The organism is Prevotella sp. AM23-5 (assembly GCF_003473645.1).
GTDB classification, from domain to species: Bacteria; Bacteroidota; Bacteroidia; order Bacteroidales; family Bacteroidaceae; genus Prevotella; species Prevotella copri_A.
The window spans coordinates 6008-29571 of the sequence record NZ_QUCG01000019.1; the positions used below are offsets into that span (position 1 = coordinate 6008).

Below are 23564 nucleotides of genomic sequence, written 5' to 3' on the forward strand. Positions count from 1 at the left end.
GCCAGCGGTTTCTATTCCGGTCAGGATGTGAAGATGCTCTTCGTGCTTGCCAAGCAGCGCCAGGCTCCAGCCATTTTCCGCCTTATCAGCGAGATAGATCCACATGCCTTTGTCAGTCAGAGTGCCGTTATCGGTGTTTATGGCGAGGGTTTTGATAAGATTAAGTACAAAGCCAAGAAAGAGCACGGAGTTTAATCTTGACTAAAATATCCCCCATCCTGCTTGCAAAAATAGGATGGGGGATTTCTGTTTATCTATTAACTCTAAGATAATATCTTATTTCCAGTTTTCTATCTGTTCCTGGGTAAGTCCGGAATACTTCATGATCAGATTGATGTCAACACCATCTGCAAGCATATTCCTGGAATGATAGTTGTCTGCGTCATATATGATGATCGTCTGCGTCATGTTAAATCTGCGTAATCTGTGTCTTTGAGATATCCCCTGCGGGATTCTTGAGATAAATAACTTTACAGAATCAATGCGTCGGAAAAATCTCTTAAGAGAAGCTGTCTTTTTCCTTAAGGAAAAAAATAAAAACCCTTAAGGGAAAATTCTCAATCTCTTCTTTCCCCATTTTCCAGGCGTTTTCGTCTGATTTTCTCTTCCTTGAATATTGTATACACGGATATGGAGAGAAAATGGGAGTTGAACAGTCGTTTTAGTAGCTTCGGATATACCTTTCCTCCGTTAGGCGTTCCGGCGAAAGGCAACCCTTGTCACATAAGCAAAACCCCCATACCGATTGCGAAAGATAGAAGAAAATTTGGCTGAAACAGAAAAAAGACGTATCTTTGCATTCATAATTTGATCTCAAACAAACAAAAATAATAATATGGTAAACGTAAATTTTTCGAAAGCAAAGTGCCCAACTTGTGGCAAGAAGGTGTCTTTGCGGGTAATCAGCAAATACTTCTGGCATGGAACAAGCTATTATACCGAATGCAACCATTGCGGGCAAAGAATACATCCAGCAAAAGAACCTGTAAGTATGTTCAAATGCTTTTCCTGGGGTGGAATGTCGGTCTTGCTTCCGATGTATTCCTACTGGAATCTGGTTGCGTGGGATTTCTTGCCAGCTCTTTTATGTGCCATTCCTTTTATACTGCTAACATTATTAATAAGTTGCATCCTCATAGTGCGTAAAATACAATTCATTATTTAATAAAAAGTGCCGAATAGGAGTAATCCTATCGGCACTTGTCTATCTGGTAAGTTGAACTGTCGCATCCCTCTGTCCTTTTTACAGGAAGAGATTACGCTTTGGCATCTGCGGCATATATTTCTTGCGCAGCTTCTCGAAGAATGCCATGGTGTCGTTGCTGAAGCCATGACCCTTCCAGGTGGAGGTGTTGGTGATGAGAATCCAGCACTGACCGTCGGGATATTTCAGAATCAGCGCAGAGGTGCCGGCAAGGGAACCCGTGCGGATCCAAGGGCGGTTGCTCTTCGGGGTGTAGTTCCAGCCTATGGAGTACTGATGGTTAGGCTGTTCCTGCGTCATAAACTGCACACTCTTCCTGCTCAGGATATCCTTGACATGAGGCATGCCGTCGATGCTCGCAATGAATCTCGACAGCTCGGCTGCCGAACCGCACCAGGCTCCTGCTCCCGAAAGTCGGGGAAGGTCAGTATCGCCATAGCACTTCTCTACCATCCTGCCACTGTTGTTGTACTCATATACCGGAATGCTGCCCTGATGCATGTAATACTTCGTCTCGTTAGGACGGCGGTCCTTGTAATAGGTGCCCGCAATGTGCATGTCGAAACAGCCGGCTGGCTGGAGCACATACTTCTGGATGAAGTTCTCGTATTTCATTCCGCTCTTCTTCTCCACGATCATCGAGAGAATCATATAGCCCAGATTGCTGTAGCACTTGCCCTCGCCCGGTGTATAAGCCAGATGACGCTTCAGGAGAATCCTGAGCAGGGTAGGATGGTCGGGAGGGGTGATGAGGTGGTTCTGCATCATGATGTAACGGGTGGAGGATACCGGGTCGCCGGCATAGTTGTTGAAACCTGCCTGGTGGCGCAGCAGCTGTTCTACGGTGATGTTGTAGTAGCGCTGGTCCTTGATACTGTTGTTATAGGTGGTATCGCAGAGGATGCCCTTCTGTCCGAACACCTTGTCGCCCATGCGCAGCTTCTTCATCTCTACGAGCTTCATGATGCCGGCAGCGGTGATGAGCTTGGATACGGATGCAAAGCGCATCAGCATGTTGGGTTCCATACGGATGCCCCTTTCCTTGTCTGCCCATCCGAATCCACGGGCATAGAGCAGGGAGTCGTTGCGGGTGATGACGAGCTGGGCACCGTTGATTTCCCATCTCTTGAGGTATCTCTCGATGACGGAATCCATCTCCTGGTATGCCTTTCCCTCGGTGAGGGCATTGGTGATGGAATCGTTGATATGTACCGTAGGCAGTGAATCTGCAGATTTCTCCTTGTCGGATGAGGTGCAGCGCGATACGCAGCTGTGGGTGGTCCATCCGATGAGGGCTGTAAACGTGAGCAGTATCACGGCTATACGCTTCTTTCTAAGTCTTCTTGCCATTATTGTCTTACTATTCTGTTTGTTTATGCCATGACTAACCGTAGATCCTGGGTCAGCTTGCCGATGGCAGGGTTTTCCTTTATCATATTCTCAAGTATCTCTCGCTTGGAAAGGATGCGGGTTACTTCATCCGATTCTGCCAGACGGTAGTCGAGGGTTACCTGGCTGTTGTTCAAGCCGATTCTGAAGGTCTGCAGGATTCTGCCCTTGATCTTGACCACGTCGTCGAGCAGCAGCTTGTTGTCGATGACTACCTCGATATGCGGAAAGTCGGTGATGGTAGGTACGATCGGTTTCATGCGATTGGCAAGTCCGATGAAGTCCTTGATGCCTTGCATTCTCAGACACATGCTGATCCACTGGCCTTCTACCTGTTCCTGGGTGAAAGGCTGGTCGTGGTTGGCGGCAGCTCCGGTTGATGCCGGTGTTTCTTCCTTGAGCTGGTCGATAGGATTGTAGATGCGCTGACTGTTCTGCTCCGTCTTCTCCAGGTTGGCGAAGCTCATGCCGATGCCTTTCAGCTTTACCTGAGCCGGCGACTTGAGAATGGTCTTTGCCTTCGGCGATGCTGCGGATGCAGCCTCCTCTGAGCCGTTTTTCTCTGTTGATATAGGCGCAGCAGTAGCTGCAGCGACAGGCTGTGCTCCTGTAATGGGAGCCTTGCTGCCGCTCTCTTGCCCGGCACCTGCACCCTGAGAGGCAGGCTTAAGCTGGGCAACGATTTTCTGAAACAGGGATTTTAGTCTGTGGGGCGTACGCCCCGCACTAGGCACATCCTGGTCTTCGGGCTGGGTAATCTGACCAATCTGTATCAGGGTCAGCTCTACGAGCAGTCGCTTGTTGGAACTCTGTCGGTACTGCACATCGCAGTTGTTCATCAGCTGGAGTGCCTTATATAAGAAAGGTGTTGGGGCCTTCTTTGCCTGCTCCACGTATTTTGCCTTCTGCTCTTCGCTGGTTTCCAGCAGCGGCAGGGTCTGGGTATCCTTCGCCATCATCACGTTGCGTACGTGCTGGGCGAGTCCCTGAATCATGTTTCCGCCGTCGAATCCCTTGCCCAGGATATTGTCGAGCAGCAGCATCATCTGGCTCACCTTGTTCTCCAGGGCGAGGTCCACGAGCTTGAAGTAGTTGTCGCTGTCGAGCACGTTCAGGTCTTCTATCACCTTCTGGTAGGTGATGTCGCCCTGGCAGAAGCTGGCAGCCTGGTCGAAGATGGAGAGGGCATCTCGCATACCTCCGTCTGCCTTCTCGGCGATGACGGCAAGCGCCTGCTCCTCGTATTGGATGCCTTCCTTCTCAGCCACCATCTTGAGGTGGGCGATGGTATTGGGCACGGTCATACGCTCGAAGTCGTAGATCTGGCATCTACTCAGGATGGTAGGCAGGATCTTGTGCTTCTCGGTGGTGGCGAGGATGAAGATCACGTGCGATGGCGGTTCCTCCAGAGTCTTGAGAAAGGCATTGAAGGCGGCGGCACTCAGCATGTGGACCTCGTCGATGATGAACACCTTGTATTTGCCTACCTGAGGCGGGATGCGGGTCTGCTCCATCAGGGTCTTGATCTGATCGACACCATTGTTGCTGGCGGCATCCAGCTCGAAGATGTTGTAGGAGCGCTGCTCATTGAAAGCCTGGCAGCTCTCGCAGGTATTGCATGCCTCGCCGTCCTCGCGAGGGTGCTCGCAGTTGATTGCCTTGGCAAAGATGCGGGCACAGGTGGTCTTTCCCACACCTCTCGGACCGCAGAAAAGATAAGCGTGGGCAAGCTTGCCACTCTTCACTGCATTCTTCAATGTGGTAGTCAACGCACTCTGTCCAACTACCGAATCAAAGGTCATCGGACGGTATTTTCTAGCCGAAACTATGTATTCTTCCATTCTTTTTTGCTTGAATATACGTTCACTTACATTATTTTTTCTTAATTGTGATGCAAAGATAACAAAAAAATATTATCTTTGCAAACAAATTCGGAAATTAATGAGTCAAAAGTTAAGTATTATATGGAATTATCTCGCTCACTATAAATATCTTATAGTGATAATTGCGGGTGTTTTGATAGTGGGTGTCATTGACGACAATAGCATCCGCCAGCATATCAAGTATCAGATTGAGATAGCCACGCTGCGTTCTGAGATAGAAAAGTACAGAACGGAGTATGACCGGGATCTCCGCATCCTGCAGGAAATGCGCAAGGGACCGGAAGTCTTCGGCAAGATAGCACGCGAACGCTACTTCATGAAGGCTGACAACGAGGATATCTTCGTGCTGAGCACGGATCTGCCTGGTTCGGTGGAAATAGATGAAGACGAGGAGGATAAGGATTCCATCCGGTAACGCAATCTATATATAATAACGCTATCTATATATAATAAGGTGTGAACGAACAGAAAAAGAAAGTAAGAAAGATGAAACAGTTGAATAAAATACAGAGTGCTTTGTTTTTGTTGGGCGGCGTGCTGATGGTTGTCGGTGCGTGCAGCTTTGTGCTGAAACAGATTTATCCTTCGCTGGTGGAAACCACGAGCTGGGTGTTCCTTCTGGGCACCGTGCTCTTCAGCGTGATCCAGTCGATGCAGACCTACGAGGGCAAGTCGACTGTCATCCATCGCCTGAAGCGCATCCAGAATGTAGCCAACATCCTCTTTGTCTTTGCCGGCATCTCGATGGTGGATACGGTCTATACCTTTACCGAGAAATGGCTGGGCAATCCGCAGCTCTTTTACTCCATCTTCTACGGCAAGTGGATCGTGGTGATGCTGGTGGCATCTATCCTGGAACTCTACACTACCTTCCGCATTTCGCACGAAATGAAGGGGGAAGAATGCAAATAAAACATAAATACTTGTAATATTCAATTAAATTGCATCAATTTATTTCGGTACTTCAAGAAATGATTGTACTTTTGTTCACTGAATGTGAATTATAAAGCTTATGAATAAGATATTTTACGCACTTATCACCTTGGTGGCGCTTACCTCATGCGCCAGTAGCTACGATATTTCGGGTACTTCCAACGTGAGTACCCTGGATGGCCGTATGCTCTACCTTCAAATCTTAAAGAATAACGAATTCAGCAAGATCGACTCCTGTGATGTGGTACATGGACAGTTCCATTTCCAGGGAACGGTAGATTCTGCAAGAATGGCAAATGTCTTCATGGACGATGAGCCTGTTCTGCCGCTGGTGCTGGAGGCGGGAAGCATTACCGTGAAACTCGACGATGTACAGCAGGTAGTAAGTGGAACGCCACTCAACGATAAGCTCTTCGGATTCTTCAAGAAATACCAGCAGCTGCAGAGCCAGCAGCGGGAACTGGTGCATAAGCACGACCAGGCCATCATGAATGGAAGCGATATGCAGGCGGTGACTGCCCAACTGAATGCTGAGGCGATGAAACTCTCCGAGCAGGAGGACAAGCTGGTGACTACCTTCATTACCGACAACTTCGAGAATGTCTTGGGACCGGGCGTATTCTTCCTCGTAACCATGGGCAACCAGTATCCGATGCTTTCGCCATGGATAGAGGATATCATGAGCAAGGCTACAGAGCACTTCAAGAGCGATCCATACGTGAAGGACTACTACCAGAAAGCACAGGAAAACCAGGCTATCATGAACGGTACCCACGAAGCGCAGATGGATCCAAGCATGCAGGCTGGACAGATGGAGGCTCCGCAGACCGATCCGAATGCGGCTCCTGCACCAACGCCTAACGAGCTGGCGAAGCCAAGCATTCCTGAAGCAAAAGAGTAAATTCAAAGTTTAGAAAAAAGAAATACTATGTCTAAAATGTTAATTAAAGGCGGAACTATTGTCAATGAAGGTCGCTCATTCCTGGGTGATCTTCTTGTCGATGGTGAAGTGATATCTGATATATTTGAAGGCATGGCTCCCCGTGGCATCTACGATGAAGTAGTGGATGCTACGGGGTGTTTCGTTTTGCCGGGTGTAATAGATGACCATGTTCATTTCCGTGAGCCGGGACTTACCCGCAAGGCGGATATCGAGAGTGAAAGCCGTGCGGCTGCCTATGGCGGCGTGACTTCCTATATGGAAATGCCGAATACCGTGCCGCAGACTACCGAACTGCAGGCGTGGAATGACAAGAGAAAGCTGGGCGCAGAGAAGAGTCATGTAAACTACAGCTTCTTCTATGGTGCCACCAATGACAACGTGGATTCCTTTGCCCAGCTGGATATGCACCATGTGCCTGGCATCAAGCTCTTCATGGGTTCCAGCACCGGTAATATGCTGGTGGATAAGATGGAATCGTTGAAGCGCGTCTTCAAGACGGCTAAGGACCTGAACCTGCCGGTGATGACGCACTGCGAGGATACCGGAATCATCAACCGCAACATGGCAGAGGCCAAGGCTAAGTACGGAGAGGATCCTGCCGTGGAGCATCATCCGGAAATCCGCAGCGAAGAGGCATGCTATGAGAGCAGCAAACTCGCAGTGGAATTAGCCCGCGAGTTTGGTACCCGTCTGCATATCGCCCATGTTACGACAGCCCGGGAGCTGGAGCTCTTCGCCCATCAGAACGGAAAGGCGAATGAGCATTCCGGAGATGGCATCCCTCTCCCTCAGATTACAGGAGAGGCGGTGATTGCGCATCTCGTCTTCTCGGATGCCGACTATGCTACGAAGAAGGCGCTCATCAAGTGCAATCCTGCCATCAAGACCCTGGCTGACCGTGAAGCCTTGCGCAAGGCGCTCAACGACGGAACCATTGCCACCATCGGTACCGACCATGCTCCACACGAGTGGAAGGACAAGCAGGGGGGATGTGCCAAGGCGGCTTCGGGTATGCCGATGGTACAGTTCTCGCTCGTTTCCATGCTGGAACTGGTAGATGAAGGCGTGCTTACCATCGAACGGATGGTAGAGCTGATGGCACATCAGCCGGCTCAGCTCTTCCGGGTAGCCCAGCGTGGTTTCCTGCGCAAGGGTTATCAGGCAGACATCGTCATCGTGAAGCCTCATTCTCCATGGACCGTTACAAAGGATGTCATCCAGAGCAAGTGCAAGTGGAGTCCGATGGAGGGACATGAATATCAGTGGCAGGTGGAGCAGACCTTCTGCAATGGTCACCTTGTCTATAACAAGGGTGCCTTTGATGCAGCCTACCGTGGCGAGGAGATGACTTATGACAAAAGATAGAATCGTAAGGCAATACAGAATATCAGAACTGGTGCCTTATATCAACTGGCTCTATTTCTACCATGCCTGGGGATTGAGCGGAAAACCACGCTGCGACAAGGAAAAGATGAGGCTGGAAGCACTGGATATGCTTGCCTCCTGGGAGGACAGGTTTCACTGCCATGCCATCTTCCAGCTATTCGATGCCAACAGCGATGGGGATGATATCCTGTTTCTGGGTCAGCAGCTCCGTTTTCCGATGCTCCGTCAGCAGCATCCATCTGCTCCGGGCGCACCGAATCTCTGTCTGGCTGATTTCATCCGCCCATTGTCTCTGGGCAAGAAAGACCAGATCGGGGTGTTCTGTTCTACGGTAGATGGAGGAATCATGGATGCCTACCGGCACGATGATTATCTCAACATGATGGCACAGACCCTGAGCGACCGACTGGCAGAGGCTACTGCCGAGAAACTGCACGAAGAGGTAAGAAAGACTTACTGGGGCTATGCACCCGATGAACATCTTACTATCGAACAGCAGCATAGGGAGGAGTATCAGGGCATCCGACCTGCCATCGGTTATCCTTCGCTGCCGGATACGAGTGCAAATTTCCTCATCGACCAGCTTCTCGATATGAAGCAGGTGGGCATCCGACTCACGGAAAGCGGAATGATGACACCCCATGCCAGTGTGTCGGGACTGATGTTCGCTCATCCCATGGCGAGATATTTCGAACTGGGTAAGATCGGGGATGACCAGCTGAGGGATTATGCCCGCCGCAGGAGCGTTCCCGTGGAACTGATGAAAAGGTTCCTGCAGTCGAGCCTGCTGAAATAGAAGGTGAGAAGATGATGTTAGTAATCAGAAGTTAGAGAAGATAAAAAAAAGATAGTTTTTAACAATGATAGCTAGATTATTGATTCCCGTGATTGTGCTCACGGTATTGCCCTATCTCTGGATAGACCGGAAATACCTGCATATTCCTAAGGGAAAACGAAAGATACTATATTGGTTGCCTGCTGCCATCGTGATAGGATACACATCCTATCTCACCCTGGAGCCTGACTTCCTGCCTGCCAATCCGGTGTTCATAGACATCTGGTTTGGCATGATGGCACTGTTGGCTGTTCCGCAGTTTGTCTTTGCCTTCGTCAGTTTTGTGGGATGGGAATGTATGAAGCTCTCCCGCCGCTTCAAGGCAAAAAAAGGGGATGGCAGGTTTGGAGGCAGTGTGCATCGGGCACGCAACTGGGGAAAACTGGTAGGAATCATCCTTGCTGTATGGGCTTTCTTCAGTTTCATCTATGGCTTTACGATGGGGGTACGACAGTTTCAGGTGAAGCATCTCACGGTCTATGTGCCCGATCTGCCTGAGGCGTTTGAGGGTTACCGCATCGTGCATTTCAGCGATATCCATGTAGGTTCCTATTATGGATGGCGCAGACACATGCCTCAGCGGGATGTAGATAGCATCAATGCCCAGCATCCCGACCTGATCTGCTTTACGGGTGATCTGCAGAATGTGAGACCGGAGGAACTGGCTCCTTTCAAGAAGACATTGAGTGGTCTCAAGGCGAAGGATGGCGTGGTGAGCGTATTGGGCAATCACGATTACACCTATTATATGAATGTGGATGACGAGGCTGAAATCCTCAGGATAGAAGAAAAGGTGCAGCAGACGGAACGGGAGATGGGATGGCATCTGCTGATGAATGAGCACTTTGTGCTGCATCGCGGCAAGGATTCCATCTATGTTGCCGGTACCGAAAACTTCAAGAAGCCTTCGCGTGCAGAAGTGGCACAGGCACTCTACGGTATAAAGAAAGGACAGTTTGTGCTGATGCTCCAGCATATTCCGGAGATGTGGAAAGACATGACGCCTTCACGTATCAACGAGAAATATGGTTCGAAGGACAGCGTGCTGGTAGCTCCGCAGCTTACCCTGAGCGGACATACCCATGCCGGACAGGTTTCTGTTCTCGGCTTGCGCCCGTCTATGTTCTCGGCTTTCGATTACGGACTCTATGAGCGTGAGGGCTGTCAGCTCTATACCACAGCTGGATTGGGAGGAACCATTCCAATCCGCATCGGAGCCACTCCTGAAATAGTAGTCATCACATTGAAACGAAAATAAGATGATCAAATTACGATCTTCCAATCATTCATGAAATTGCGATTATGAAATACTTATATCGATTATATCAGCTTTTGATATGTTTGCCGATTCTTGTTCTGGCGAGCATTCTTACCAGTCTTACTACCGTGATAGGCTGCAGACTGGGCAATGGTCACTTCTGGGGATATTATCCCGGCAAGTGGTGGTCTATCCTGTGGATCCGTCTCCTTTTCCTGCCGGTGAAGGTAGAGGGTAGGGAACATCTGAAGAAGAATCAGAGTTATGTGTTTGTAGCCAATCATCAGGGTGCTTTCGACATCTTCCTGATCTACGGCTTCCTGGGACGTAACTTCAAGTGGATGATGAAGAAGGGCATCCGCAAGATTCCTCTGGTAGGTTTGGCTTGCGAGTATGCACATCATATCTTTATCGACAAGAGCGGACCTTCCAAGATCCGTGCTTCCTATGACAGGGCGCGCGAGGTATTGAAGGAGGGTATGTCGCTGGTGGTATTCCCGGAGGGTGCCCGCAGCTTTACCGGTCACATGGGTGTGTTCCGCCGAGGTGCCTTCATGCTTGCCGACGAATTGCAGTTGCCGGTTTGCCCGCTTACCATCAATGGCAGTTTCGACGTCAAGCCCCGCATGAAGGATATCTACTGGGCTTTCTGGCATCCGCTGAAGCTCACTATCCATGAACCGATTGAGCCGATGGGCAAGGGTCCTGAGAATATCAAGAACCAGATGACCAAGAGCTATGATGCCATCATGAGTGGACTGGTGAAGGAATATCAGGGATTCGTGGAGAATCCTGACCAATAAATATATTAAATTAGAACATTATGAGTGACAGTATTGTAATCATTCCTACATACAACGAGAAGGAAAATATAGAGAAAATCATCCGTGCCGTTTTTGGTCTGGAGAAGAAATTCGACATCCTTGTTATCGATGACGGTAGTCCGGACGGAACAGCAGCCATCGTTAAGAAGCTGATGGCTGATGAGTTTGCCGACCGTCTCCATATCCTGGAGCGTTCGGGTAAGCTGGGCTTGGGCACAGCCTATATCATGGGCTTCAAATGGTCGCTGAAGCAGGGTTATGACTTCATCTTCGAGATGGATGCCGACTTCAGCCACGACCCTAATGATCTGCCTCGCCTCTATGCGGCTACCCACGATGAGGGCTACGATGTAGCCATCGGTTCCCGTTATGTTTCGGGTGTCAACGTGGTGAACTGGCCTATCGGTCGCGTATTGATGAGCTATTTCGCTTCCAAGTACGTGCGTTTCGTTACCGGTTTCAAGGTACATGATACCACAGCAGGATTCGTCTGCTATCGCCGCAAGGTATTGGAGACTATCAATCTTGATGCCATCCGCTTCAAGGGCTATGGTTTCCAGATAGAGATGAAGTTTACTTCCTATAAGATTGGTTTCAAGATCAAGGAGGTGCCGGTTATCTTTGTGAATCGCCGTGAGGGAGTGAGCAAGATGAGTGGTGGTATCTTCGGAGAGGCTTTCTTCGGCGTGATGAGACTGCGTCTCGATGGATGGTTCAAGAAATATCCGAAATTGAAGTAAAAGTGACATTACAGGAAATTGCAAAACTATACGGGCGTTCGCCACAGGCGAATGCCCTCTTTGATTTATTGAAGAAGAAGTCGGTTCATTCTGTCTTTCTTCAGGGATTGGTGTGCTCTTCTGCCTCGGTGTTCTTCGGTTCGCTGCAGGCTAAGATGAAGCGCACCGTGCTTTTCGTGCTCAATGATGCAGATGAAGCGGGTTATTTCTATCATGATCTTACGCAGATGCTGGGACAGGAGTGCGTCTTCTTCTTTCCTTCCAGCTACCGACGCGCCATCAAGTATGGTCAGCGGGATGCGGCTAACGAAATCCTGAGAACGGAAGTGCTGGCACGATTGTCGGCTGGCAAGCAAATCTATATCGTTTCTTATCCAGATGCCTTGGCTGAGCTCGTGGTTTCCAAGCAGATTCTGGATGAGAGAATCCTCAAACTTACTGTCGGACAACAGACAGCACAGGTGGATATCGTGCATCAGTTGCGTGATTTCGGACTTCAGGAGACTGATTACGTCTATGAACCGGGACAGTTTGCCGTTCGTGGAAGCATCCTCGACGTCTATTCCTACAGTTGCGAATATCCGTTCCGTATCGATTTCTTCGGTGATGAGATTGATACCATCCGTACCTTCAACATCGAAGACCAGCTTTCGAAGGATAAGCGTGATGCCATCGAAATCGTTCCGGAACTTGCTGCCGAACAGAGCGTGAAGCAGTGCTTCCTCCATTTCCTGGATGCGGATGCACTCGTGGTGATGAATGACTATACGCTGCTGCACGACCGTATAGAGCAGATTTACAAGGACGGTTTCTCTACCCAGAGTCTAACCGAACAGCTGGAAGGTGCCACCGAGATGGAGGCAGAGAAGATCAGAAGGGAGATGAAGGCTGAGCTGAATCTCGTTTCCGCTTCAGATTTTCAGCATGCGCTGGTTGAGCACGTACGTATTGAATTCGGCAAGCAGTCTGAGGGTGATGTTGCCAGGAAGCAGGAGCATCTGTTGACTGCCAAGGGCGATAACCAGGCTCTCGTCGCTTTTGATATGGCGCCGCAGCCGCTGTTCCACAAGAATTTCAATCTTCTCGCCCAGACTCTTGAAGATTATCAGCTCCAGGGCTATACCTTATATATATTGGCAGACAGCCAGAAGCAGCAGGAACGACTGAAGGATATCTTCGACAGTGAGGAGCTGAAAAGGTATCAGATCCGGTTTACCCCTGTAGAGAAAACCATTCACGAGGGATTTGTGGACCATGAGAAGCATGCCTGCTTCTTTACCGATCACCAGATCTTCGACCGATTCCATAAATACAACCTCCGTTCAGATTCGGCAAGAGCCGGAAAGATGGCGCTCACCATGAAGGAGTTGCAGGAGATGGATTATGGCGACTTCATCGTTCATGTGGATTATGGTATCGGAAAGTTCGGCGGACTGGTGCGTGTGCCTACCGGCGACAGCTATCAGGAGATGATCCGCATCGTGTATAAGAACAACGACAAGGTGGATGTGAGCATCCACTCGCTCTATAAGATCAGTAAATACCGCAGAAGCGATACCGGCGAACCGCCACGCCTCTCTACCTTGGGAACAGGTGCCTGGGACCGGTTGAAGGAGAAGGCTAAGAAGCGAATCAAGGATATCGCCCGCGACCTGATCAAACTCTATGCGCAACGCCGGCGTGAAAAGGGATTTGCCTATAGTGCCGACAGTTATCTGCAGCATGAGCTGGAGGCTTCATTCCTTTATGAAGATACGCCCGACCAGAGCAAGGCTACGGCTGACGTGAAGAAAGACATGGAAAGCGGTAGGCCGATGGACCGTCTGGTGTGTGGCGATGTGGGATTCGGTAAGACGGAGGTTGCCATCCGTGCTGCCTTCAAGGCAGCTTGCGATGGAAAGCAGGTGGCTGTGCTGGTGCCTACCACGGTGCTAGCCTACCAGCATTACCAGACCTTCAAGCATCGACTGGAGGGACTTCCTGTTTCCCTGGAATATCTGAGCCGTGCCCGTACTGCCAAGGATACCAGGCGCATTCTGGAAGAACTGAAGGAGGGCAAGGTGGATATCCTGATAGGTACCCACAAACTGATATCGAAGTCAGTACAGTGGCACGACCTGGGATTGCTGATCATTGATGAGGAGCAGAAGTTTGGTGTATCTACCAAGGAAAAGCTTCGCCAGCTGAAGGTGAATGTGGATACCCTTACCATGAGTGCTACTCCGATTCCGAGAACCCTGCAGTTCTCGCTGCTGGGAGCCCGCGATATGAGTATCATGCGTACACCGCCACCTAACCGTTATCCTATCCAGACCGAGGTAATCACCTTCGACAAGTCGGTGATTGCCGATGCCATCAATTTTGAGATGAGCCGTAACGGTCAGGTGTTCTTCGTCTGCGACCGTATCGCCAAACTGACCGAGCTGAAATTGCTCATCGAGAAACTGGTGCCAGACTGCCGCGTAGCTATCGGGCATGGACAGATGAAGCCGGAGGAACTGGAGAAGATCATCATGGGATTCATCAATTACGACTATGATCTGCTCCTTTCTACTACTATCGTAGAGAACGGAATCGATATTTCCAATGCCAATACCATCATCGTGAATGATGCCCACCGTTTCGGATTGAGCGACCTGCATCAGATGAGAGGTAGGGTAGGGCGTAGCAACAAGAAGGCTTTCTGCTATCTGATAGCTCCGGCTAAGGCATGTCTTACTCCGGAATCCCGTCGCCGTCTGGAAGCACTGGAAACCTTCAGTGACCTGGGTAGCGGTTTTAATCTGGCTATGCAGGACCTGGATATTCGTGGTGCTGGTAATCTGCTGGGTTCTGAACAGAGTGGATTCATGGAAGATCTGGGTTACGAGACTTATCAGAAGATTCTCTCCCAGGCTGTCACCGAGTTGAAGAACGAGGAGTTCAACGACCTGTATCAGCAGGAGATGGATGAAGGAAAACAGCTCACGGGTGATGACTTCGTGGATGACTGTGCCGTGGAGAGTGACTTGGAGACCTATTTCCCGGATACCTACGTGCCGGGTAGTTCTGAGCGAATGCTGCTCTACCGCGAACTCGACCATCTGCAGAGTGAAGAGGAGGTGGCTGAATTCCGCAAGCGAATGATCGACCGTTTCGGTCCGGTTCCTAGGGAGGCGGATGAGTTGATGTGTGTGGTAGGTCTGCGCCGACTGGGCAAGTCGCTGGGTTGTGAGAAGATCATGCTCAAGCAGGGTACCATGCAGCTGCAGTTTGTGAGCAATGTGAATAGTCCGTTCTATCGCAGCGAGATGTTCTCCCGTGTACTCGCTTATGCCACTACCCATATCCAGGATTGTGCCTTGAAGGAAAAGAACAACAAGCGATACCTTCGCATCCGTGACATGAAGAGTGTGGAACAGGCAAAGAATCTGCTGAGTTTCATTTCTCAGATCAAGGTGAATGACTAGGAGTGAAACTTCTGCCAATTTTTTCAGCGTGAACTGAAATCAATAAAAAAAAGCATTGGAAATCTGATCCTCTTATCAGATATTCCGATGCTTTATATTTTTTGTATAAGTAAAAGATGATGATAGCGTTTCCCAACGCCTTTGTTTTAGCGTTTCCCAACGCCTTTGTTTTAACTGATGCAAAGGTACGAAGAAAATGAAAAATATAGGGGGAATAATTGTTGTTAGTAGGGGTGAAAACTGGTAAAAGTACACTTATTAAACATCAAATAATCCTTACGCAATAATAATTACTCCTATTTTATGCTCAAAATACATCAAATTCGTTAAAAAACGAGGGAATATTTCTGTATTTCATTTTTTATTTGTACTTTTGTAGCTAGAATTAACAATTTAATAAAAACATATACATGAGACAGAAAAAGTTTATTCTCCAGGAGCAGGATATCCCTACTCAGTGGTACAACATTCAGGCAGATATGCCTAATAAGCCTTTGCCACCGTTGAATCCACAGACTCACAAGCCGCTCAGTGCAGACGACTTGTCTCACATCTTTAATAAGGAGTGCTCTAAGCAGGAGCTTGATACCGAGCACGCTTGGATTGACATTCCAGAGGATGTACAGGAAAAGTATGCGTTCTACCGTTCTACACCATTGGTTCGTGCCTACGGATTGGAGGAAGCTTTGGGTACTACAGCACATATCTATTTCAAGAATGAAAGTGCAACACCATTGGGTTCACATAAGATCAACTCTGCCATTCCTCAGTGCTATTACTGCAAGCAGGAGGGGGATACCAATGTTACTACAGAGACTGGTGCCGGACAGTGGGGTTGTGCCCTTTCCTATGCTGCCAAGCTCTACGGACTGGAGGCTGCCGTTTATCAGGTAAAGATTACCATGCAGCAGAAGCCATACCGTTCCAGCATCATGCGTACCTTTGGTGCTACCGTTGAGGGTTCTCCTAGTATGAGTACACGTGCCGGTAAGAACATCATTACCCGCGATCCTCATCATCCAGGTTCTCTGGGTACTGCCATTTCTGAGGCTGTTGAGTTGGCTACAACCACTCCTGGCTGTAAATATACCTTGGGTTCTGTTTTGAATCATGTGGCTTTGCATCAGACTGTCATCGGTCTGGAGGCTGAAAAGCAGATGGAGATGGCGGGTGAGTACCCTGACAAGGTGATAGCTTGTTTTGGTGGCGGTAGTAACTTTGGTGGTCTTGCCTTCCCATTCATGCGTCATAACCTGAAGGGTGAGAAGCATACCGAGTTTATCGCAGCAGAACCAGAGAGCTGTCCTAAGCTGACTCGTGGTAAATTTGAATATGACTTTGGTGATGAGGCTGGATATACTCCTCTGTTGCCTATGTTTACCTTGGGTCATGACTTCAAGCCAGCCAACATCCATGCAGGTGGTCTCCGTTACCATGGTGCCGGCATGATTATCTCTCAGCTGATCAAGGATGGTTATATGCATGGTGTAGATATAGCCCAGACAGAAGCCTTCGAAGCAGGTATGCTCTTTGCCCGTGTAGAGGGTATCATTCCGGCTCCAGAGAGCTGTCATGCCATTGCTGCAACAATCCGTGAGGCAAAGAAGGCAACTGAGGAGGGTAAGAATACCGTGATTCTCTTCTGTCTTTCTGGTCATGGTCTCATTGATATGCCATCATACGAAAGCTATATCAATGGAGATTTGCATGATTATAGGGTGAGTGATGAGGAAATCAACAAGTTCCTCCAGACTGTACCACAGGTAGATTAAAAAAATAAAATAAATAAGAAAGCCAGCCTACAGGAATGTAAGCTGGCTTTTTTATGCTTTTATCAATGAAAGTACTTAACTTTATCTTTATGCCTGAAGCCACTCTTCAATGGCCTTTGCGATAACGTCGAAGCTGGTAGTAGGTTCGAAGCGAGCCACCACCTGACCCTTCTTGTTAACGAGGAACTTGGTGAAGTTCCACTTGATGTCTGCGCTTTCCTTGTAGTTAGGATCTGCCTCAGAGAGCATTTTGTCGAGAACAGGGTAGAGCGGATGAGTCTCGTCCCAGCCTGCGAAGCCTTTGCATTCCTTGAGGAATTTGAAGAGAGGAGCGGCATCATCACCATTTACCTTGATCTTCTTGTAGCGCTGAAATTCTGTGCCGTATGTAAGTTTGCAGAACTGATGGATGCTTTCATCAGTACCAGGAGCTTGCTGACCAAACTGATTGCATGGGAAGTCGAGTATCTCGAAGCCTTGCTGGTGGTATGTCTCATAGAGCTTTTCCAGTTCCTCATACTGAGGAGTAAAGCCACACTTGGTAGCTGTGTTAACGATGAGCAGTACTTCGTTAGCGTACTCTTTGAGGGAAACTTCCTTTCCCTTTCTGTCCTTAACGGAGAATTCGTAAACGGTTCTCATTTTTTATTTGTATCTAATTTTATGTTTATTTCTATCCCTTTTTTTTTGACATTGGAGAAAATCCTTTGTCGCAGAATCATTATTATTGTGCAAAGGTACTATTTTTCTTTTAGAAATAGTAAATAGTTTGCATAAATTTTCTAAAAAAATAGCCTGAGTTATCATTTGTAAGGTGCATAGGGGGATATAGGTGGTTGGGTGAAATAAAAAGAGTCCGGGAATTTCACAATCCCCGGACTCTTTCGTCTTCTTTCCTAACTCGAAATATAAAATAGGAGAGAAGCCTTACGATTAATCTATCATTTAACTTTTCTAAGAACTTGGTGCAAAGTTACACATTTTTTTTGTAAGTTGTATTATATACAACGTTAATTTTTTTTTTTTGCGTTAAAAAAGTGTTAAAAACCCAGTTTTTGCTCTCTTTTTTTTATTTTTGGGACGGTTTTATGGCTGTTTATACGCTATTTTTTACCGAATAGACACAAAAATAGGCAGAACGTTTTGTTCTGCCTATTCTCGTGTGTAGCCTTATAGAGTACAGGTTTTTGTCTCTTATTGCTTTATTCCTTGGTTCGTTCGCGATATTCGCTAGGAACAATACCCAGTTCTTTCTTGAATACCTTGGAGAAGTACTTAGGGTCGCTGAATCCTACTTCGAAAGCGATGCTGGTAAGCGGATCATTGGTCTGCTGCAGCAATTCGCAGGCTCTCATGATTCGGATATGGCGCACGAAGTCGATTGGTGTCATACCTACAGCCTGCTTGATCTTGTTGTAGAGTACACTTCGGCTCATACCGATGGCATCTGCGATGTCGTCTATCTTCAGGTCTGGACTGCCCATATTGTCGGTCACGTACTTCAGGATCCTACCCATGGTCTTGTCGTTGATCTGACTTTCCATGAATGCATAACTCTTCATTTTCGACTTTTTCTCTTCTGCCAGTCTTTCCTTTTCCTGGATATCGAAGTTCAGCTCGCTGAGCGTCTTTCTTGGCTCTGTAGCTGGTTGGAAGATTTCTGCTTCTTCGGCATTTCCTGAATTTTCAGTCTTTCCAGCATATCCTACTTTTCCGTTCTGCTTCATCATCTTGGCAATGTCGGTCTGCGCAGCCTTGCGTTTATTGATGGCAGCCTCGATACGTCCCATCAGGTATGAGGTAGAGAATGGTTTCGTAAGATAGCCATCCACTCCCTGTTCGAATCCCTTCAACTGGTCTTCCACACTGGCTTTTGCCGAGAGGATGATGATAGGTATATGCGAGATGGTACGGTCTTGCTTGATTTCACGTATCATCGTGATACCATCCATCACAGGCATGGTTACATCGGTGAGGATAAAGTCTGGCATCTCTGTGCGAGCCTTATAGAGACCCACCTTGCCGTTTTCTGCCAGGAGCACATTGTACTTTTCTTCGAGTACGCTGTTGAGATATAGGCGCAGGTCGGAGTTGTCTTCCACTACAAGAATGGTGAGATTCTTGCTTGGTTTGTCAGGGGCGGTACCCTTCTGGTTTTTCTCCTCTTCGTGTTTTGCCTTTTCTTTCTTCTTTTCTTCTTCCAACTCCTTCAGGTACTTGGATACGGTGGTATCGTCTATTTCGCCTTCAACTTTTTCCATCTCATTGCCTTCCTCATTGACGTTTTCGTTGAGTCCGCCGTTGACCAGGAAGTTGGCATTGTCGTCGAACCTCAGTACCTTGTTGAGCATATTCAGCATTTCTCTTGAGTTCTTCAGGGCAATGACGAGCATTTCCCTACTGTTTCGAGTGATACCATGCTCGGTGTCCAGAACGTGTTGCAGCGGTCCGCCGATCAGGGTCAGAGGGGTGCGCAACTTATGACTGGCATCGCTGAAGAAGTCGTTCTTCATCAGACTCATTTCATGCTCCAGCTTCTCACGCTGCTTCCTGTTATAGGAGTAGAATATACTTGCCACTACCGCAGCGAGCAATAGCAGCAGGGTGAGTCTGCCCCATACACTTTCCCAGAAAGTAGGACGTACCTCGATAGGAAGTTCTGCAATGTACTTGCTCCATACACCATGGGAGTTGGTGGCTGATACCTTGAGAATATAGTCTCCTTGTGAGATTCGGTTGAAGCCGATAGTATTGCTGCTACCATTGTCAATCCATTTTCCTGGAGGAGTTTGTCCCTCCAGACGATAGCGGTATTTCATCTGGTATTTACGTGAATAATCGAGCGAAGCGAAGCTGATGGTCAGGTTTCGCTTGTTGGCTGGAATCACGATCTTCTTGCTATGCAGGATAGGGATAGACTCGCTTTCGCCGGTAAAGTGCAGCGAAGTGAAGATGATATGAGCCTGGTATTGACTCTTCTTCAGGGTTGCTGGATTGAAGGTCAGCCATCCGAATGGGGTTCCTACGGAGATGTCATTCGTGGCTGGATCATGGGTAGGGCGAGCCTCGGTGAAGGAGATGTTGTAATCGAAGTCGTTCGGACCGAAGACGGTGGTCTTTCCTGTCTTCAGATTACATTTGTTGATACTCGACTCACGGATCACCCATAGGTTGCCCTCGTTATCTTCTATCATGCTTTGCACGATACCTTCATTATAGTTGATGTTCTTGAAATACTTTGTCTTCAAGTTGTCCTGCAGCAGTTTCTTGTTGATGATGCTTTCCAGAATTCCTCCTAACTGAGAGATGTAGGTCTTGCCATTGCTATGCTCTATGATAAAGTTGACATCGTTGGCTGCCAATGATGTGGTATCGTTGGGAATATAGCAGGTTTGATAGAACTTGATCTGTTGCGGATTCCTGAAGTTATCGCCGAATGTAATGAGACCGTCTGTGGTACCTACCAGAATTTCTCCTGTAGGGCTACAGAAAATGCGTCGTATATCGGCAAAACGGTTCTTAGGCCATGGCAAGCCATTTTTCATATTGTAGAAGAATAAACCAGCATTTCCTTCCTGGGCAAGAGCCAGTCCGCCACCATAGGTGGCTACCCATATTCTGCCATAGCGGTCGGCTACCATATCATAAATGTCGTTATGCGGTAACGATGCCTTGTCGGCTGGGTTATGCTCGTAATGGCTTATACCTTCCTGGGAGCGAACGTAGAGTCCGCCGCCTTGGGTTCCTATCCACATCCTGCCCCGTGTATCACAGAAGATTGAAAATACTGGATATGGACAGAATGGCACCTGGTTAGGTACAATCTGACCGCCAGGAGCCAGATAACCTACGGTTTGGTACTTGCTGTCAGTTATTTGCACGACGCCATTCGCATAACCGGTCCAATGGTATCCTTCTGGAGTATTGCAGAGTGCACGTACCTCTGCTTCTCCATTTTCCAGTTTATTCAAGCGATAAGTATGATTCTTGAAGGCTACCTGGGTAAGATCGTGGGTACCTGCTATCCAGAGGATTCCCTGGTCGGAAAGGAAATGCTTTCCGATTTTAGGCACGCGGTAGTTGCCTGAAGAGTTGCTCCTCAGGAGATAAGGTACCAGTTTGCCGGCTTTGCGGTCGAAGTAGCTGAAGGTACCTCCATTCGGCACAATCCATAGAGTCTTGTTTTCATCTTGGGTGATGAAGAAACTGTCGGAGGTGGTGCGATCCATAGGATCTTGCTGGTCGGCAAACAGCCATTGCTTGGCTGATGTCTTTGGATTTACCAGGGTTACACCCATACCATCCGTAAACACCCATACCATTCCGAAATCATCCGTATAGATATTCTTTACCTCTGCCAATGGCTGGCTTGGGCTTTGTACATTGATGATTTCTGTCTTGAAGGTGCGTGGATTGTAGATGATCATTCCCAGGTTAGTAGCTATCAGGAGCTGATAGCCCGTGTTCTTGAGCTGATTGATGCGGGTTACTCCAGCTGGGAGTGGTATCATATTCAGCTTGTTGTTCTCATCGAATACGGCGAGTCGGCCATCTTCTGTTGCCAGGAAGATATTATCGCCCACTTCTCTTATCCATTTGAAGGGGATGGGAGTGCTGAATTGAGAGTGGTAGATGGTGGTTCCCTTGTCAGTGAGAATCCAATCGCGTTTTTTCTTATCTGCCCAGATATGCCATACGTTTCCGCTTCGGAGTCCGTCTTGTCCTACCTTGATGAGCTCTGGAATATTTCCCTCTCTCTGGAGTCCATTGATACGTATCAGATAATCGCCAGACTTGGTCGTTACCCAGGTGTTGCCCTGTTTGATAGGGTATATCTTATCTACTCGCAGGTCGATGTTATATAATTTATTGATGTTGTCACCTACGGGAACGAAAGTACACAATATGGTCTCATAGGCATAGAGGTGTCTGCCCGCAGTGATACACCACACGTTGTTTCTGCTTGTGGCATAAACATCCATGAAGCGGTTGGTTGAAAGAAGATCGATATCGTCTGCCTCATCACGGAAGGTATGGAAGGAGTTTCCATCATAATAGGATATTCCATTCCAGGTGCTGAACCACATCAGGCGGTCGGGTGTCTGGGTTATGCCGGAAATCGTGTTGGCGGCAAGTCCGTCGATGATGGAGAATTTGCGAACATCGCAGTAGGGGAGTCCCATAACCTGCAGTGAGGTTATGAGTATGAGGAGTATGCTATAAATGGCTCTCTTAATCATATTATCTGTTTTTGACATTCTGTTCGTCAGTCTTTGGTTGGTAAATATGCATAAATATTGTTGCAAAGATAGTGTATTTTTTTGAGAATGACAAGGTTTTGTAGGGAAAAACTGTTATATAATAGGGATTTTCCCCTAGATTATTCCTCTTTTCCCTTTGCTAGGTGTAAAAATTGCCTTATCTTTGCACCATCATTCAAGGAACCAGATCTGTTAAGGGTCTGAGCTCTGTACGGATATTAACAATAAAATAAAAATCTTACGATATGAGAAAAATGAGACTTTTCGTGATGCTGATGGCGATAGCTGCGGTATCCTTTACGTTTACCAGTTGCGATGATGATCCTTGGGATGATGATTATTGGGATGATCCTTATGGATGGTACGATGATTACAACCATGGTGGCTGGGGATGGAACCAGGATTATTGGTATGAAGGTTCGCAAGGATCACATGATGACGATCTGGTCGATGAGGCGATGACCTTGGTTGGTGAGTGGTATGGTCCGGTGAAGTATTCCTATATCCAGGATGATGGTATGTCAAGAGGCTATGATGAGTTCTATGCCAATATGATATTCTATCAGAGCGGAAACCAGAGCGATGCCCTGAGTGGGAGTGGTGTGGAGATAGATGAGGTTCATGATAATCAGGGAAATGTTACCGATCAGCAGACCTTGAAATTCTCCTGGTATATCGATAACAATGGCGATATCTACCTGAAGTATGCCAGTGGTGCCACCTTCGTATTGGATGCAGGTGCTAGCCAGTACGGTTTCCATCTTGGTGCCGAGAAGGGCAAGAATTATAATACCTTCTATGGTTATATGATTGGTACCGGTAAGGTGAAGGGTGATATCATCTACTTCGATTTATCTGAGGTTTCTACTACCGGTTATGCCAAGAAGCTTACACGTTCTGCATCAGCTGTAACTTCATTCGGCAGTGGAGCAACCATGAAGCCAATGGCTGGCACGGTGAAGCAATTGAACAAGAGAAGATAGGTTTATAAAAAAAGTGCATTCCTACGTATATGCAACTACGTTGGAATGCACTTTCTATCTTTCGATATTATATATCCTTATTAAAAAAGGTATATATATTACTTCTTCAACTTAGCGTAACGGCTCATGAAGCGGTCAACGCGACCAGCAGTATCAACGAGCTTGCTCTTACCTGTGTAGAATGGGTGAGAGGTGCTAGAGATTTCAATCTTAACAACTGGATAAGTCTCGCCCTCGAACTCTACAGTGTCGTTAGTCTTGCATGTTGACTGAGAGAGGAACATATCGCCGTTAGACATATCCTTAAATACTACAGGACGATAGTTCTCTGGATGAATACCTTTTTTCATTTTTCTTTTATTTATTATTAATTTGTTAAAAAATAGACGTTATGGGGACGCTTTCACATCATTTCATGTCCCTCTTTAGGGCATGCCCATTATAGCCTTTACCTAATTCAGGGTGCAAAGTTACTGCTTTTTCCTGAAATCACCAAATATTTCCCGGTGTTTTTTAGAAATATTGGGGATTTTGGTGTCTGTGTATATATAAATAAGGTGGAAAATGATCTTTTAGAGTGGTAAAAAGAGGACTGGATGTGTTAAAAATGAATGAAAACCCAAAATTTTATTCCCATTTATGATGATAATTGTAATTAATGCGGTATCTTTGCATATTAGTTTGAGAACATCAGATGATGTATC

18 protein-coding genes are annotated in these 23564 nt (G+C 47.6%); 12 read left to right on the forward strand and 6 right to left on the reverse strand.

What is annotated here, in order from left to right; genetic code table 11:
- Positions 1-195, forward strand: a 195-nt coding sequence (locus DW657_RS18340) for a DUF2179 domain-containing protein (protein ID WP_233546636.1), incomplete at its 5' end; no start/stop codon positions are given.
- An 81-nt stretch (positions 196-276) separates the two neighbouring features.
- On the opposite strand, the gene DW657_RS18585 is transcribed toward DW657_RS18340, so the two are convergent.
- From DW657_RS18585 to DW657_RS06495, 3 genes are all read right to left on the reverse strand, one after another.
- Complete coding sequence (locus tag DW657_RS18585; protein ID WP_255415901.1) at positions 277-408, reverse strand: hypothetical protein; 132 nt, start codon at positions 406-408, stop codon at positions 277-279.
- Positions 409-1243: 835 nt separating this feature from the next.
- A complete protein-coding gene (locus DW657_RS06490) occupies positions 1244-2554 on the reverse strand; it encodes a serine hydrolase (protein WP_118311869.1) in 1311 nt (436 codons plus the stop codon).
- A gap of 23 nt (positions 2555-2577) precedes the next feature.
- Positions 2578-4434, reverse strand: a complete 1857-nt coding sequence (locus DW657_RS06495; protein WP_118311870.1) for a DNA polymerase III subunit gamma/tau — start codon at positions 4432-4434, stop codon at positions 2578-2580.
- Between the two features lie 100 nt (positions 4435-4534).
- Between DW657_RS06495 and DW657_RS06500 the strand changes: the two genes are divergently transcribed.
- From DW657_RS06500 to DW657_RS06545, 10 genes are all read left to right on the forward strand, one after another.
- Entirely contained in the window at positions 4535-4891 is a 357-nt protein-coding gene (locus tag DW657_RS06500; RefSeq protein ID WP_118311871.1) for a septum formation initiator family protein, read from the forward strand.
- A 71-nt stretch (positions 4892-4962) separates the two neighbouring features.
- Positions 4963-5388 carry a hypothetical protein gene (locus DW657_RS06505; RefSeq protein ID WP_117663027.1) on the forward strand — a complete coding sequence of 142 codons (426 nt, stop codon included), beginning with the start codon at positions 4963-4965 and terminating at the stop codon, positions 5386-5388.
- Positions 5389-5488: 100 nt separating this feature from the next.
- A complete protein-coding gene (locus DW657_RS06510) occupies positions 5489-6310 on the forward strand; it encodes a DUF4369 domain-containing protein (protein WP_118311872.1) in 822 nt (273 codons plus the stop codon).
- A gap of 27 nt (positions 6311-6337) precedes the next feature.
- Complete coding sequence (locus DW657_RS06515; RefSeq protein WP_118311873.1) at positions 6338-7717, forward strand: dihydroorotase; 1380 nt, start codon at positions 6338-6340, stop codon at positions 7715-7717.
- Positions 7704-8534: a vitamin B12 dependent-methionine synthase activation domain-containing protein gene (locus DW657_RS06520; protein WP_233546637.1), complete on the forward strand. Its 831-nt coding sequence runs from the start codon at positions 7704-7706 to the stop codon at positions 8532-8534. The genes DW657_RS06515 and DW657_RS06520 overlap by 14 nt, the downstream gene beginning before the upstream one ends.
- Before the next feature lie 64 nt (positions 8535-8598).
- Positions 8599-9831 (forward strand): metallophosphoesterase, encoded by a 1233-nt coding sequence (locus DW657_RS06525; protein ID WP_118311874.1) that lies wholly within the window; start codon positions 8599-8601, stop codon positions 9829-9831.
- Positions 9832-9875: 44 nt separating this feature from the next.
- The gene (locus DW657_RS06530; protein ID WP_118311875.1) at positions 9876-10634 is read left to right on the forward strand and encodes a 1-acyl-sn-glycerol-3-phosphate acyltransferase; all 759 of its coding nucleotides are present in this window, start codon (positions 9876-9878) and stop codon (positions 10632-10634) included.
- 20 nt (positions 10635-10654) lie between these two features.
- Complete coding sequence (locus DW657_RS06535; RefSeq protein WP_199658315.1) at positions 10655-11395, forward strand: polyprenol monophosphomannose synthase; 741 nt, start codon at positions 10655-10657, stop codon at positions 11393-11395.
- 2 nt (positions 11396-11397) lie between these two features.
- Positions 11398-14844: a transcription-repair coupling factor gene (mfd, locus tag DW657_RS06540; RefSeq protein WP_233546638.1), complete on the forward strand. Its 3447-nt coding sequence runs from the start codon at positions 11398-11400 to the stop codon at positions 14842-14844.
- A 410-nt stretch (positions 14845-15254) separates the two neighbouring features.
- Entirely contained in the window at positions 15255-16616 is a 1362-nt protein-coding gene (locus DW657_RS06545) for a TrpB-like pyridoxal phosphate-dependent enzyme (RefSeq protein ID WP_118311878.1), read from the forward strand.
- Positions 16617-16703: 87 nt separating this feature from the next.
- On the opposite strand, the gene DW657_RS06550 is transcribed toward DW657_RS06545, so the two are convergent.
- Positions 16704-17258, reverse strand: a complete 555-nt coding sequence (locus tag DW657_RS06550) for a glutathione peroxidase (RefSeq protein ID WP_117663015.1) — start codon at positions 17256-17258, stop codon at positions 16704-16706.
- 560 nt (positions 17259-17818) lie between these two features.
- Entirely contained in the window at positions 17819-21874 is a 4056-nt protein-coding gene (locus DW657_RS06555; protein WP_118311879.1) for a response regulator, read from the reverse strand.
- Positions 21875-22122: 248 nt separating this feature from the next.
- Between DW657_RS06555 and DW657_RS06560 the strand changes: the two genes are divergently transcribed.
- On the forward strand, positions 22123-22860 hold the full coding sequence (locus tag DW657_RS06560) for a hypothetical protein (protein WP_147381896.1): 738 nt from the start codon (positions 22123-22125) through the stop codon (positions 22858-22860).
- A gap of 98 nt (positions 22861-22958) precedes the next feature.
- Here DW657_RS06560 and DW657_RS06565 read toward each other — a convergent pair whose 3' ends face one another.
- The gene (locus tag DW657_RS06565) at positions 22959-23210 is read right to left on the reverse strand and encodes a type B 50S ribosomal protein L31 (protein ID WP_089542903.1); all 252 of its coding nucleotides are present in this window, start codon (positions 23208-23210) and stop codon (positions 22959-22961) included.
- Positions 23211-23564 lie beyond the last annotated feature (354 nt).